The 14175-nt window shown below is 46.9% G+C and carries 12 protein-coding genes; 2 read left to right on the top strand and 10 right to left on the bottom strand.

The window, feature by feature from the left end:
- Nucleotides 1–33: 33 nt before the first annotated feature.
- The gene (locus NSQ26_RS00995) at nucleotides 34–612 is read right to left on the bottom strand and encodes a type 1 glutamine amidotransferase family protein (RefSeq protein WP_499718842.1); all 579 of its coding nucleotides are present in this window, start codon (nucleotides 610–612) and stop codon (nucleotides 34–36) included.
- 175 nt (nucleotides 613–787) lie between these two features.
- The gene (locus NSQ26_RS00990; RefSeq protein WP_499718841.1) at nucleotides 788–3175 is read right to left on the bottom strand and encodes a hypothetical protein; all 2388 of its coding nucleotides are present in this window, start codon (nucleotides 3173–3175) and stop codon (nucleotides 788–790) included.
- Nucleotides 3176–3520: 345 nt separating this feature from the next.
- On the opposite strand from NSQ26_RS00990, the gene NSQ26_RS00985 reads away from it, so the two are divergent.
- Nucleotides 3521–4132 carry a hypothetical protein gene (locus NSQ26_RS00985; protein WP_499718840.1) on the top strand — a complete coding sequence of 204 codons (612 nt, stop codon included), beginning with the start codon at nucleotides 3521–3523 and terminating at the stop codon, nucleotides 4130–4132.
- The gene (locus NSQ26_RS00980; RefSeq protein WP_499718839.1) at nucleotides 4132–4755 is read left to right on the top strand and encodes a zinc metalloprotease; all 624 of its coding nucleotides are present in this window, start codon (nucleotides 4132–4134) and stop codon (nucleotides 4753–4755) included. Before NSQ26_RS00985 ends, NSQ26_RS00980 begins: the two co-directional genes overlap by 1 nt.
- A gap of 323 nt (nucleotides 4756–5078) precedes the next feature.
- Here the strand turns inward: NSQ26_RS00980 and purD are convergent, their stop codons facing one another.
- Genes purD through purS form a run of 8 tightly spaced genes read right to left on the bottom strand, consistent with a single transcriptional unit; the run spans nucleotide 5079 to nucleotide 14061 of the window.
- Complete coding sequence (gene purD, locus NSQ26_RS00975; RefSeq protein WP_499718838.1) at nucleotides 5079–6350, bottom strand: phosphoribosylamine--glycine ligase; 1272 nt, start codon at nucleotides 6348–6350, stop codon at nucleotides 5079–5081.
- Between the two features lie 14 nt (nucleotides 6351–6364).
- Nucleotides 6365–7897: a bifunctional phosphoribosylaminoimidazolecarboxamide formyltransferase/IMP cyclohydrolase gene (gene purH, locus NSQ26_RS00970; protein WP_499718837.1), complete on the bottom strand. Its 1533-nt coding sequence runs from the start codon at nucleotides 7895–7897 to the stop codon at nucleotides 6365–6367.
- The gene (purN, locus tag NSQ26_RS00965) at nucleotides 7894–8478 is read right to left on the bottom strand and encodes a phosphoribosylglycinamide formyltransferase (RefSeq protein WP_499718836.1); all 585 of its coding nucleotides are present in this window, start codon (nucleotides 8476–8478) and stop codon (nucleotides 7894–7896) included. Before purN ends, purH begins: the two co-directional genes overlap by 4 nt.
- Nucleotides 8475–9512, bottom strand: coding sequence for a phosphoribosylformylglycinamidine cyclo-ligase (gene purM / locus NSQ26_RS00960; protein WP_499718835.1), 1038 nt, complete (start codon nucleotides 9510–9512; stop codon nucleotides 8475–8477). Before purM ends, purN begins: the two co-directional genes overlap by 4 nt.
- A 23-nt stretch (nucleotides 9513–9535) precedes the next feature.
- Nucleotides 9536–10945 carry an amidophosphoribosyltransferase gene (purF, locus tag NSQ26_RS00955; protein WP_499718834.1) on the bottom strand — a complete coding sequence of 470 codons (1410 nt, stop codon included), beginning with the start codon at nucleotides 10943–10945 and terminating at the stop codon, nucleotides 9536–9538.
- Entirely contained in the window at nucleotides 10921–13146 is a 2226-nt protein-coding gene (gene purL / locus NSQ26_RS00950; RefSeq protein WP_499718833.1) for a phosphoribosylformylglycinamidine synthase subunit PurL, read from the bottom strand. The genes purF and purL overlap by 25 nt, the downstream gene beginning before the upstream one ends.
- Complete coding sequence (gene purQ / locus NSQ26_RS00945; RefSeq protein WP_499718832.1) at nucleotides 13130–13813, bottom strand: phosphoribosylformylglycinamidine synthase subunit PurQ; 684 nt, start codon at nucleotides 13811–13813, stop codon at nucleotides 13130–13132. Before purQ ends, purL begins: the two co-directional genes overlap by 17 nt.
- Entirely contained in the window at nucleotides 13810–14061 is a 252-nt protein-coding gene (gene purS / locus NSQ26_RS00940) for a phosphoribosylformylglycinamidine synthase subunit PurS (RefSeq protein ID WP_090776381.1), read from the bottom strand. The genes purQ and purS overlap by 4 nt, the downstream gene beginning before the upstream one ends.
- Nucleotides 14062–14175 lie beyond the last annotated feature (114 nt).

Raw genomic sequence — 14175 nt, 5'->3', positions numbered from 1 at the left:
CAGGTCATTAAGCTCACCTCTATTCAACAAATTTTATTCCTCATAAAAACCTACTTTAAACCAATGATACCACTCATCCAGCTCCTTTTCTTGCATCACCCCTAAGTATTTTAAAATTTCTCTTGAGAACTCAATTGCAGCTGTGCCGTTAGCGGTAATAAAAGAGTCAGTAGAAACCACCTGGCGCGCCATGAAATGTTTCTCACCTGTATAGTTTGGAGCAAATTTTGCTAGATAATCTAATGAATTACCTGTGTGCGCCGTGTGATCTAAATAGCCGTTGTTTGCCAAAAATGTACAAGCATCACATATTGCAGAAACAAGGATACCCTTGTCCACGCACGTATCTATTATTGACTTAATGTGGTCATTCTGCCCTGTCATCCATGAAGTTCCTCCGATTAAAATCAGCATTGCAAAATGCGGAGGTAGCTCTCCAATTGAATAGTCGGGAATAACGGTGAAACCTCCCATTGATTTTATAGGCTCTTTCGTTATTCCTGCCGTTTTGATGACAAATTTCGTATTAGGCTTGTTCAGTTCTGAACAAATATACGCCCCTTCCCAGTCAGCATATCCTTCAGAAATAAATACGATGACTTCTTCTTTCATGACAATGTCCTCCTCTCATAAACACTCACCTTCCCTAGTTTGAATCGTCTTAAAAAGTCTTGTCTTTACCTATGGTAAACGGTTTCTTTTCAAAAATCAATTGACGTATGATAGAGATCATCTTCTCATAAAAGGCATAAAACCTTGAGACATTTTGCCTCAAGGTTTTATTACTCTACTCTATTATCCTGCGCATCTTTCTCCTACGAGAGATGAGTTTCAAGGAGACGCCAAGTAAAACAACCGTGGCACCAGCAACACCATACATCCATGCATTTGTCGCGGTATTTGGCAGCTCTTTCTCATGTTCGCTCTTATTTATATCTTTTTCTTTGACACCTTCCCCAGATACTTTAGGAGAAAAAGCCTGTTTCTCCACCACCGGATCTGTCCTTTCAGCTCTCTCACTAGATACAGTAGCTGGCGACAAAAATTTCTCTTTTGGAAGTGATCCTCTAGGATTCACTGGGTTCAACGGCTCTACTCGCTCTTCTGAATCCACTGGATCTACCGGATTCACTGGGTCTTCTGGATCCAGCGGGTCTTCTGGATCCACCGGATCTTCTGGATCTTCTGGACCCACTGGATCTACCGGATTTACTGGGTCTTCTGGATCCACCGGATCTTCTGGATCATTCGGGTCTTCTGGATCTTCTGGATCCACTGGATCTACCGGATTCACTGGGTCTTCTGGATCCACCGGATCTTCTGGATCATTCGGGTCTTCTGGACCCACTGGGTCCACCGGGTCTTCTGGATCAATCGGATCTTCTGGGTCCACCGGGTCTTCTGGGTCCACCGGGTCTATTGGGTCCACTGGGTCTACCGGATCTACTGGGTCTACTGGGTCCACCGGATCTTCTGGATCAATCGGGTCTTCTGGATCCACCGGATCTTCTGGATCCACTGGGTCTACTGGGTCCACCGGATCTTCTGGATCCACCGGTTCTACTGGATCCACTGGGTCTACTGGGTCCACTGGGTCTACTGGGTCCACCGGGTCTACTGGATCCACCGGGTCTTCTGGATCCACCGGATCTACCGGATCAATCGGATCTACTGGATCCACTGGGTCTTCTGGATCAATCGGGTCTTCTGGATCCACCGGTTCTACTGGATCCACTGGGTCTACTGGGTCCACTGGGTCTACCGGGTCCACCGGTTCTACTGGATCCACCGGTTCTACTGGATCCACCGGATCTACCGGATCAATCGGATCTACTGGATCCACTGGGTCTACCGGGTCCACTGGGTCTACTGGATCCACTGGGTCTACCGGGTCCACTGGATCTACTGGATCCACTGGATCCACCGGTTCTACTGGATCCACCGGTTCTACTGGGTCCACCGGATCCACTGGGTCTACTGGATCCACCGGATCTACCGGATCCACTGGCTCTACTGGATCTACCGGATCGTCAATTGAATCAAACAGTCCAGACTCCCATTCCCTATCAGCCAAACTGCGATCAAAGTTTACCCGCACATGACTAGCTTTATTCCCTAATTGTGTCCAATCTGCACGTCCATCTGTATAAGCAAATTTGATTACATGATCACCATCTACTGCCAAATTATAATCAAATGAGAACTGAATGTTATCGCTGTAAAACCTATTTTCTTCATCGATTAAGAACACTTCATAATTTAATTCTTCGAGTATACCTTGCACATCTAAGTATAGGCTTTTTGTCTCACGATCCAACACAAGGTGGTTATACACAGCGTCAGTCACACGTGCTGCCTCGCTCCCAGGTAAATGATTGGCGCCAATCATCTGGTTCCCTTCTGCATTCTTCACAGGCAACCCCATCACTAAAGTAAATTTGTCGCCGTCTTTTTTCCAAGACTTTTCCAATGCGTCAAACAACGGCTGCGAGAATTGTACATTATAAGTCAATCGTCCAATTTGATTCATATCTAGATAGGTATCTCTACGCGTATTAATAAAGTTTAGATGAGAATAACCTTGCGCTTCATCTTGCTCTAGCAAGTACCGGCTCAAATCAAGATCAATGAGGTTTTCGCGCGCTTCACGTTGAAATAATGGTTCACTTTGATATTGCTCCGCCGTTTTTACTTCCGTTATGGTTTCAACATCTTCTTTCACTCCCTCTTGTGCATGTATGGAGCGCTCATTTTTATCGACATCGTGGTCCTGCTTTACGTGTTGCGCTTGTTCTTCGTCATATTTAGCTTCTTCCATTTCGGTTACTTCAACTTCTTCTATTGCCTCTTCATCTTCTTCACTTACTACGTCCTCGGCTTCCTGCTCTTCTTCAACCTCATTGAAACTTTCCTGTCCTGTCTTTTCTTCGTTAAACTCAACTTCTGGCGATTCTTCATTCACATCAACATTTTCTTCCAAAGATTGTTCCTCTACTTCTGCAATCGCAACGATTTCCATGTCTTCATTTCGTTCTTCTGCTGCATGGGCGTCTAGACTTGTTGCTGAGACAGCCACAGTGGTCGCCATTGTCACAGCACTTACGTGTTTTACAAACTGTGCACGCCTTGACCGGTTGCGATTCATCTTCGCTTTGTAATTATAATTTCGCTTCACATTGTTTCCCCCAAAAATTCATTTTCTCAGCCTATATTAATCAACCTAACGATACCACACAATATGATTCTATGAAACGACATAATTTTAGTTCGAAAGACCTAACAATGAATTCAGAACGAAGGACTTTTGACCTAACAAAGATTCTATCATTCGATATTTTCACTTTAATTACTATATAACTTAAATAACTTATCTATTAAAAAATGCTTCTCTCTTTATTGTCATTGCTCTACCAACATGTTATACTGAGCCGTGATTCATTTTAAATCATTCATGCCTTTGTAATCTTATTTCGCGTCTATTTAAACAGCCTTAATCATCACCTATGGAGGGAACAGACATATGAAAAAAGTAGTGACAATTGCGGCTACTGGACTATTTATTTTATTATCTGGCTGCAATACGACAGAACAAGAGGAAGAAAAAGCACAACCTGAGAGCGCGTCAACGAGTAATACTGTTGTAAAGATTGAAGCAGCCATTGCAGCACCTTTATCTTTAGAAGAAGCACTTACTGATGCTGATCTCGTCGCTGAAGTAAAGATTCAAGAAATCGTTGGGGAAGTCGAAGAGACGTTACCGAAGACCATTTTCTCGGCCGAAGTGACAAATGTCCTCAAGGGAAAGGAAGAGCAAAAAACAATTAAACTCTTTCAAAATGGAACGAAGGAAATTGGATTCAATGACAACGAGCTATTTAGCGAAGGAGATACATATGTTTTATTCTTAAATGAGACTTCCTCTTCTTCTGAAGCCGATTATTGGATTCAAGGTGAAGAAACGGGCATGTATAAAGTCTCTGGTGACACACTCGTCAAACAAGCATTGCCATACGAAGCGCTTGCACCTTTAGAAGTACAGACGCTTAAAAGTGGATCGGAAAGTGACGTACAACAAGTTTTGGATAAAAACCGCTTTTATGAACTGATCACTGAAAAAGGAGGCAGCAAATGATGAAGAAAATGAAACGCGCGTTCCTACTGCTTGTTGTGTTATTGTTTGTATTGCCACCGAAAGGAATCGAGGCCCATCCAGAAGAGACATGTCGGGCTGGTGGCGAGGAAATAGGCTGGAAAATTGGCTGTGGTGGTGGATATGGTCATATTGGTCCACATGAACGACGGATGGCATATGACATGTCTAAACTACCAGCAGAGTACCAATCAATCGTCGTTGAAGGTGCGAAGCGCTGGAATGATACAGGAATTGTAGACTTCCGCGAAGCCGCTGCGGGGCAAAAAAGTACTGGAACAATGGACGTATATAATGATGAAGAGACCTCTGTCATCGCTGCTGTTTGGGTTCAAATCAATTATGAGGATCATTTCAATCGTTACGGTAATTACCGTACAAACCATATTAAAAGTTGGGAAATGAAGTTTAACCTTGCCCAAACGACACATCGCTCCTTTGAAGAGAATGCTGCGGTCGCAGCACATGAGTTTGGCCATACCATTGGATTACACGATCTCTATGAAAAACATAATTCAGAGAAATTAATGTATGGTTATATGACACCGGCACAGCATTCCCCAACAAAGAAGGATATTGAAGGTGCGTTGGAAGCAGTAAAGTAATGCGTTAAGCTAGTATGTAAGGTGTGAAAACAGGCTACGAACAGCTCGAAGACATTGTGATTGAGACGATACAGAATAATGAAGTGACTGTCGTTGGAACATTGGAACCGTGGGAGGAAAGACCGTAAGAACCTCCTTGACACTAGGAATTCCCTACATGTATACTAATATCAAACAATACGTACAATCATAATGACCACGGGCGTACACACCCATGGTCATCGTAGGAAGCGACTCATAAAAAGGTCGCCCTGCAGTCGATGATACTGACCCACCGGCTTGAGCGCTCAACTCTACGGTGGGTCTAGTTATGTCGCAATCTCTTACACTTCCCCTACACATCGCAACGTCTTGCTCGCAATATCCTCCCGACAAAACAACCCTTCACAATCAATCGTATTCACAATATGATAGGCTTTCTCTCGCGCCTCTGTAAATGTACGCCCACTTCCTGTCCCTAACAGCACACGTCCACCGTTCGTGCGCCACACATTTTCTCTATAAGTTGTACCTGCATGGAAAACGAGTCCTTTTTCTGCTGCTGCCTCGATCCCTTGTATCGGCGCGCCCTTTTCATATGCGCCAGGATAGCCGGTGCTCGCTAACACAACACCAACAACGGCTTCATCTGACCACGATAGGGCCGGTTTTTCCCCAGAAAGTAAAGTAAGCATCACTTCTACAAGATCAGATTCGAGTCGCGGTAACACAACTTGTGTTTCTGGATCCCCGAAACGAACATTAAACTCAATCACTTTCGGTCCAGCTTCCGTTAACATGAGGCCTGCATATAAGATTCCTGTGAACGGGCGGCCTTCTCGTACCATCGCTGTTGCAGTTGGATTTAAAATCGTTTCTGTAATTTGTGTGACAAGGTCAGGCGGGCAATGTGGCACGGGCGAATAAGCACCCATCCCGCCCGTGTTCGGTCCTTTGTCGTCATTGAACGCACGCTTATAGTCTTGAGCGGGCACCATTGGTATGACTGTTTCTCCGTGGACAAACGCCATAAGAGAGACTTCCTCACCTTGCAAGCATTCCTCGATGACAACCGTTTCGCCTGCTTCTCCAAAGGCGCGCGTACCCATCATCGTCTCTAGTGCTCGCAATGCCTCTTCTTCGGTTGTTGCGACCGTAACCCCTTTTCCCGCCGCAAGTCCATCTGCTTTAATGACAATCGGTGCCCCTTGTTGCTGGACATAACGAACAGCCTCATCATAATGAGAAAATGTCATCGACTTCGCTGTTGGGATATTGTAACGGTGCATAATCTCTTTTGCATACGATTTCGATCCTTCAAGCATAGCCGCCTCTTTGCTCGGACCAAACACAGCTAACCCAGCTTCTTTAAACGCATCAACAACACCGGCAAGTAGCGGCACTTCTGGTCCAATCACAGTCAATCCAACTTGATGCACCTTGGCAAAGGAAAGCAATTGATCAACGTCATTTTCCTCAATTGCGACACACTCAGCAACTGATTTTATCCCGTCATTTCCTGGTGCAACATAAACGGTGTCAACATTTGCACTCTGACCTAATTTCCACGCCAGTGCATGCTCACGCCCACCTCGACCAACGACAAGTACATTCATATCAATAACCTCCCTCAATGTTTAAAATGACGAATGCCGGTAAAGACCATGGCCATCCCATGTTTATTGGCTGCGTCAATCGAGTCTTGGTCACGTACCGAACCACCAGGTTGAATAATCGCTGTAATACCTGCTGTCGCTGCGAGCTCAATTGTGTCTGCCATCGGCAAAAACGCGTCTGAAGCGAGGACGGCCCCAGTAGCACGTGGTCCTGCCTGGTGAATGGCGATATTCGCAGCACCAACTCTGTTCATTTGTCCAGCACCAATACCAAGCGTTTGTTTATCATCCGAAAGCACAATCGCATTTGACTTCACATGTTTGACGACATGCCAGCCAAATTGCAAAGCAGCCCATTCCGCTTGTGTTGGTTCTCGTTTTGTCGGAATGGTGCAAATCGCATCGGCAAACGATAAATGATCTTCTTCTTGGATCAAAATACCGCCCCCTACCGATGTCACACTCTTGGCGACGAACCCTGCTTGCAATGGCACCGCTAATAGGCGGAGATTTTTTTTCTTCATCAAAAGTTGTTGCGCTTCTTCTGAGAAACTTGGTGCAATGATGACTTCTAAAAATAATTCCGCCATTTTTTGTGCTGTATCTATATCGACCTCACGATTTAGTGCAACGATACCGCCAAAAATGGACGTCTCATCAGCCTCGTACGCCCGCATGAACGCCGCCAAAATCGTTTCCCCTGTTCCAACACCGCATGGATTCATATGTTTCACTGCGACAACAGTTGGTAACGTAAATTCCTTCACAAGTGCTACTGCGCTATTCGCATCTTGAATGTTGTTATAAGATAACGCTTTGCCATGTAATTGGTTTGCTTGTACAAGCGAACTGATTGGTGCATCAGCAGACGCATAAAACGATGCTTGCTGATGAGGGTTTTCGCCATAGCGTAACGACTGCTTGTGTGTATATGTCAACGTCAACGATTCTGGTTCAGTTTCGCCAACAGCGTCTGTCAAATAGGTAGCAACACGCGCATCGTAGGCAGCTGTATGCCGGAATGCTTTGGCCGCTAATCTTTTCCTTAAAGAAAGGGGCGACAAACCGTCCGCATCGAGTGCTTCCAATACAGTCGCGTAATCAGCAGGATCAACGACGACCGTCACGGCCGCATGATTTTTTGCTGCCGCGCGGATCATGCTCGGTCCACCGATATCAATTTGTTCGATGGCTTCCTCAAGTGTCGTCCCTTCTTTTGCGATCGTTTCCGCAAACGGGTATAAATTGACAATGACATAGTCAATCGGTTCAATGTCATGTTGTTCCAGTTGCGCCATATGGGTCGGCACCGTTCGTTCGGCAAGAAGTCCGCCGTGAATATGTGGATGGAGCGTCTTCACCCGTCCCGCCAGCATTTCTGGAAAACCAGTCACTTCAGCCACACTCATTACAGGAATGCCCGCCGCTTGTAACACTCGAGCTGTGCCACCTGTCGACACAATCTCGACTCCTTTTGTGGCCAGTGCTTGCACAAATGGGACCAGCCCCTCTTTGTTTGATACACTGACAAGTGCTCGTCTCTTCATCGTTTGACCTCCGCCTGATCCGTCATCAATAGTTGTTGTATACATGTAGGGTATAACGCATGCTCCACTGCTTTGATTTTCTTTGTTAATGTCTCATGTGTATCTTCTCGGTCAATCGGCACAGTTTGTTGCATAATGACAGGGCCAGTATCCATCCCTGCATCGACATAATGAATCGTCACGCCGGTTTCTTGCACACCGGCTCGCAAAGCTTGACCAACTGCATCTAGTCCGGGGAAGTTCGGCAAGAGTGATGGATGGATGTTTACGATCCGCCCTTCGTAGTGCGCCAGAAGTGTTGGACCGACGAGACGCATGTATCCTGCTAAAAGAATAAAGTCGACCGCCACTGCTTGCAAGCGTTCCAGCACTGCTTGTTCATACGCCGTTTTGGACTGAAATGTGCGCGGGGAAAACCCATATGCAGGAATATCGTAAGATGCGGCCATTTGCAATACATCTGCTTTCGGGCGGTCGCTCACAACCGCAACCACTTCTCCACCAAGCACGCCCTGTTTTGCCGCTTGAATGAGCGCTCTAGCATTCGATCCCGTTCCAGAGGCGAAAATCGCAAGCTTCACGTGTCAATCCCTCCTATGGTCATCTCTCCACCATGCGTCACACGACCGATCATATACGCAGATTCGCCATGTTCAGAAAGGGTTTGTAATACTTCTTGGTGTCTGCCTTCCTTCACAATGAGCACCATGCCAATGCCCATATTAAACGTATGGAACATGTCTACGGCAGAAAGGTGCCCCACTTGTTGCAGGAGGGAGAAAATAGGCGGCACCGGCCAAGAGCCGTAGTCAATCTCAACACCTAGTCCATTCGTCAATGCGCGCGGGATATTTTCATAAAATCCCCCACCAGTAATATGTGCCGCTCGGACAATCAATTTTTTTTGTATGCATGCAAGCATTGGCTTTACATAAATTTTTGTCGGTGTGAGCAGCACTTCTCCAAGCGTCTGTCCAAGCGAGTCAATCGTTTTAGCTAACGGCCAGCCACCATCTTCTAAAAATACTTTCCGAACGAGCGAGAAACCGTTGCTATGCAAGCCACTAGATGTCAAACCAATGAGAACATCGCCGGCTTCCATCTCCTCACCTGTTAAAATATCACTTTTTTCAGCTGCGCCCACCGCAAAGCCAGCGATATCATATTCTTCTGCCGCATACATACCCGGCATCTCAGCCGTTTCCCCACCAATCAGTGCGCACTGAGCTTGAACACAACCATCTGCAACCCCTTTAACAATCGCCTCTATTTTAGTCGGTGCTAACTTTCCGCACGCAATGTAGTCTAAAAAATATAACGGGGCTGCGCCTTGTACAATAATGTCATTGACGCACATCGCCACAACATCTTGCCCGATCGTATCATGTTGATCAAGCATGAACGCAAGCATCAGTTTTGTACCGACACCGTCCGTTGCTGAAACGAGTACAGGTTCTTTTAAGTCGAGCGCCGATAAGTCAAACATGCCGCCGAACCCACCAAGACCACCAAGCATGCCCCGGCGCTTCGTTCGAGCAACATGACTTTTCATTCGTTCCACCGCTTCATAGCCAGCTTCAATGTTCACACCGGCTTGCTTGTATGCGTTTACCAAAGCGCTTCCCCTCCGATAGATGTTTACACACTCATTTGTGATACTTGACGCTTGTTAATATTCGTCGGATATTCTCCAGTGAAACACGCAAGACATTGTCCGCAATCTGGCATTTCTTGCGAACGACCAATGCCTGACTTTAATCCTTCCACCGATAAGAAAGCAAGTGAATCTGCTTCCATCCACGCGCACATTTCCGGAATCGTATACTGGGCGGCAATTAACTCCGTCGATGTTGAAATGTCAATTCCGTAAAAACATGGATGTTTAATCGGGGGCGCCGCAATCCGAACATGCACTTCTTTCGCACCCGCCTCGCGAAGCATCCGGACAATGCGACAACTTGTTGTGCCACGTACGATCGAATCATCAATCATGACAACACGCTTCCCTTCGACCACACCACGGACAGGAGATAACTTCATTTTTACCCCTTGTTCGCGTAACGCTTGCGAAGGTTGAATGAACGTCCGACCAACATAACGGTTTTTAATTAACCCGAGCTCATACGGAATACCAGTCTGCTCAGCATAACCAATCGCTGCTGAAATGCTAGAATCGGGCACACCAGTCACGATATCTGCCTCAACAGGCGCCTCCAGCGCCAATTGCTTCCCGAGGTTTTTTCGCGCTGTATGCACATTCATTGTGTCAATATTACTGTCGGGACGGGCGAAGTAAACATATTCCATACTGCACATGGCTGGATCTTCATCTACTAACACCGACTCACTTTGCATGCCTTCATCACGAACAACAATGAGCTCACCTGGTGCAACATCGCGCACAAACGTCGCCCCAACAATGTCTAATGCACATGTTTCTGAAGCGACAACGTACGCGTCGCCGAGACGTCCCAGCGCTAATGGGCGCAATCCATGTCCATCTCTGGCAATAATGAGCGCTGATTCGGTCATGACAACAACTGCAAATGCGCCTGTTAGTCGCGCGAGTGCCGACTTAAGCTGGTCGGCCACATTTTCTTTTCCACTGCGCTTCATCAAATGCGCAATCACTTCTGTGTCTGAGCTTGATTGAAAGATCGCGCCTTCTGCCTCAAGTTTCTGACGCCACTCTTTCGCGTTGGTTAAATTACCATTATGCGCAAGGGAAAGTCCACCTGCTTCGGCATTAAACAATAGTGGCTGGACATTGGCATAACCACCACCACCGGCGGTCGCATAGCGAACATGACCAATGGCCGCACGCCCCGATAATGTCTTTAAGCTAGCAGGCGTAAAGACGTCATTGACTAACCCGACACCTTTATGAACACGTAACGTTTCTTGATTAGAAACAACAATGCCTGCCCCTTCTTGGCCACGATGTTGCAAACTGTGGAGCCCATAATACGTCATCTGTGCGGCTTCGGGATGATCCCAAATCGCAAATACGCCACACTCTTCGTTCAATCCTTTGATTTCAGCAAACACGGGATCGACCCCTTCCATGCTGTCGCAAGTTCCTGTTCCGTCATTTCAATGAATGATGTCCCATTGATTTGGAGCGAGAGCGTCGGCGCCTCTGTCACCACACCAATACGGACCGCCGCCGGCACTATATATTCAAATTGGTGCTGTTTATATGGATGTACTGTAACAAGGAAACGAGACTGGCTTTCTGAAAACAAGACAGTTGTGGCGTCACCTGTTAATGCGACAGCCAAACCAAGCGAGCGACCGATCATTTTTTCCGCTAAAGCAACCGCGAGTCCACCTTCAGCAACGTCGTGTGCGGAAGCGACCAAACCCGCTTCAATTGCCGCGAGGAGCGCATCTTGGCGCTCTTTTTCTACTGTTAAATCGAGTGATGGCGGCGCACCAAATGATTTCCCTTCAAGCATTTTTTGCAACTCACTGCCACCGAATTCCAGCTTTGTTTCGCCAATGACATAGACAATATCGCCCGCTGTTTGCACGTGCTGTGTCGTGATATGGGCATGGTCAGAAATGAGACCGACCATCCCCACAACCGGCGTTGGATAAACGGCCATACCACTCCGCTCATTGTATAGCGACACATTGCCACCGATCACCGGTGTCTCAAGCACGCGACATGCTTCGCTCAGCCCATCGGTTGATTGTTCCAGTTGCCAAAAGATTTCGGGGCGTTCAGGATTGCCGTAATTTAAGCAATCGGTCACACCAAGCGGACGTGCACCAGAGCAAACGATGTTCCGCGCTGCCTCAGCGACTGCAATTTGCCCGCCAATTTTCGGATCGAGGTATAAATAACGTGCGTTACAATCCGTTGTCATCGCTAGTGCCTTATTCGTACCACGAATGCGCAACACCGCCGCATCAGACCCTGGGGCAACGACGGTATTCGTTTGCACCATATGATCATATTGTTCATACACCCATTCTTTGCTCGCAATTGTCGGCTGTTTCAATAATGATCGCAACGTTTCTTGATGATCCATCACTTCTGGCACATACTGCGCCATTGCTTGGAACTCTTTATAATATGATGGAACACGTGACTTTGAATGATATACTGGTGCATCTTCTACAAGGGCATCGACCGGCACATCAGCAACAACTTCTCCGTGATGAAGCAATCGCAAGCGCTTGTCATCCGTCACACGTCCGACGGCGACTGCGTGTAATTGCCACTTTGCTAAAATCTCCTCAATTTCATGCTCGCGTCCTTTTCTGACAACGAGTAACATCCGTTCTTGCGACTCCGATAACATCATTTCATAAGCTGACATCCCAGCTTCCCGCTGCGGTACCGTATCTAAATTCATTTCAATTCCTGAACCGGCTTTACTTGCCATCTCTGCTGACGATGATGTCAATCCAGCTGCACCCATATCTTGCATACCCACTAACGCATCGCATTGACTTATTTCTAAACAAGCTTCAAGCAACAATTTTTCCATAAACGGATCACCGACTTGCACTGCCGGACGTTGTTGCTCAGAGGCTTCGCTTAGTTCTTCTGAAGCAAATGTCGCCCCGTGAATCCCGTCACGTCCGGTGGCAGCACCGATATACATGACCGTGTTGCCAACCCCTGTCGCGCGTCCGCGCTGAATATCAGCGTGATTAATTAAACCAACGCACATCGCATTGACAAGCGGATTTTCCGCATAACACGCGTCAAAATGTACTTCCCCGCCGACCGTAGGAACACCAACACAATTTCCGTATCCAGCAATTCCGGCGACGACTTGTTCAAATAAATAGCGCGTCTTCGGCGACGTCAATTCCCCGAAACGGAGTGAGTTTAAGAGCGCAATTGGACGCGCGCCCATCGAAAATACATCGCGTAAAATACCACCAACACCCGTCGCTGCGCCTTCGTATGGCTCAATTGCTGATGGATGATTATGACTCTCGATTTTAAATACAACCGCTTGTTCATCACCAATGTCAATAATCCCTGCACCTTCACCCGGTCCTTGCAATACATGCGTACCTGTTGTCGGGAACTTTTTCAGTAGTGGTTTAGAATGCTTATAACTACAGTGCTCCGACCACATCACGGCAAACAATCCCGTTTCGGTAAAATTAAGTGGTCGTCCGACCTTTTGAACCGCACGCGCATACTCTTCTTCTGTTAGGCCCATTTCCAAATAAAGCTTTTCTTCTTGTATATGTGCTGGACTCACTTCAAGCAGTTGTGACATGCGTCTCCCTCCAATTACGTAGCATCGACTGAAATAACAACAAGCCGTCGTCACTTCCAAGTAAAGACGCCACCGCTCGTTCCGGATGCGGCATCATCCCAAGGACATTACCGGTCTCATTCGTAATACCGGCAATGCGCCCTTTTGAACCATTTACATCAGACGCATAGCGGAACACAATTTGGTTGTTCGCTTCCAATCGCGCAAACGTTTCGTCATCACACTCATAGTTTCCTTCACCATGCGCAACTGGGATCATGAGCTTTTGGCCCCGTGTATAGCCGGCTGTAAAGGCGATTGCATCATTTTCTACGATCAGTTCCGTCGTCCGGCAAACAAATTTTAACTGACGGTTTCGCTTCATTGCCCCTGGTAACAACCCTGATTCTAGTAAAATTTGAAACCCGTTACACACCCCTAAGACAGGTTTTCCTTCTGCTGCTGCTTGCTTCACGGCCGGCATAATCGGTGCAAACCCGGCAATTGCCCCGGCCCGCAAATAATCGCCATAAGAAAAACCACCAGGAAGTAAAACGGCATCAAACGGTGCCAACGAGCGCTCTGTATAATGAACGTACGCTACCTCTTCCTTTAAACCGTCGCGAATCGCATAGTACATATCCGCATCACAGTTAGAACCTGGAAAGACAATGACCGCAAATTTCATGTGGACACGACCTCCTCCACTTCATAGCGATAATCTTCAATGACCGTGTTCGCAAGTAGTTTCTCACACATCTCTTGAACGCGCGCTGTGACATTGTCGACATCCGTTAACGATAGTTCAATATATTTTCCAACCCGTACCGTCTCGACCTCATTGTAGGCCATCGTGTGTAATGCTTGTTTCACTGCACCACCTTGTGGATCAAGTACGCTTTCTCTTAACGTCACATACACTTTTACTTTATACATTGGTTGGCCTCCTGTTTCAGCGTTCGGAAATCAGTCATCACAAGCCGGAATTGTTGTCCGTTGGCGCTGATTCCTTTCTGATTCTGAGTCATATGGAATGTAACTGCTCGATCT

The organism is Bacillus sp. FSL W7-1360 (assembly GCF_038592975.1).
GTDB lineage: Bacteria > Bacillota > Bacilli > Bacillales > Bacillaceae_D > Shouchella > Shouchella lonarensis.
Note: the sequence above shows the minus strand (reverse complement) of the source record. Positions and strands in the feature narration are given on the sequence as shown.

Coding starts and splice junctions, on each gene's coding strand:
- NSQ26_RS00995 (WP_499718842.1), bottom strand. CDS start 612: ATGAAAGAAGAAGTCATCGTATTTATTTCTGAAGGATATGCTGACTGG.
- NSQ26_RS00985 (WP_499718840.1), top strand. CDS start 3,521: ATGAAAAAAGTAGTGACAATTGCGGCTACTGGACTATTTATTTTATTA.
- NSQ26_RS00980 (WP_499718839.1), top strand. CDS start 4,132: ATGAAGAAAATGAAACGCGCGTTCCTACTGCTTGTTGTGTTATTGTTT.
- purD (WP_499718838.1), bottom strand. CDS start 6,350: ATGAATGTACTTGTCGTTGGTCGAGGTGGGCGTGAGCATGCACTGGCG.
- purH (WP_499718837.1), bottom strand. CDS start 7,897: ATGAAGAGACGAGCACTTGTCAGTGTATCAAACAAAGAGGGGCTGGTC.
- purL (WP_499718833.1), bottom strand. CDS start 13,146: ATGTCACAACTGCTTGAAGTGAGTCCAGCACATATACAAGAAGAAAAG.
- purQ (WP_499718832.1), bottom strand. CDS start 13,813: ATGAAATTTGCGGTCATTGTCTTTCCAGGTTCTAACTGTGATGCGGAT.
- purS (WP_090776381.1), bottom strand. CDS start 14,061: ATGTATAAAGTAAAAGTGTATGTGACGTTAAGAGAAAGCGTACTTGAT.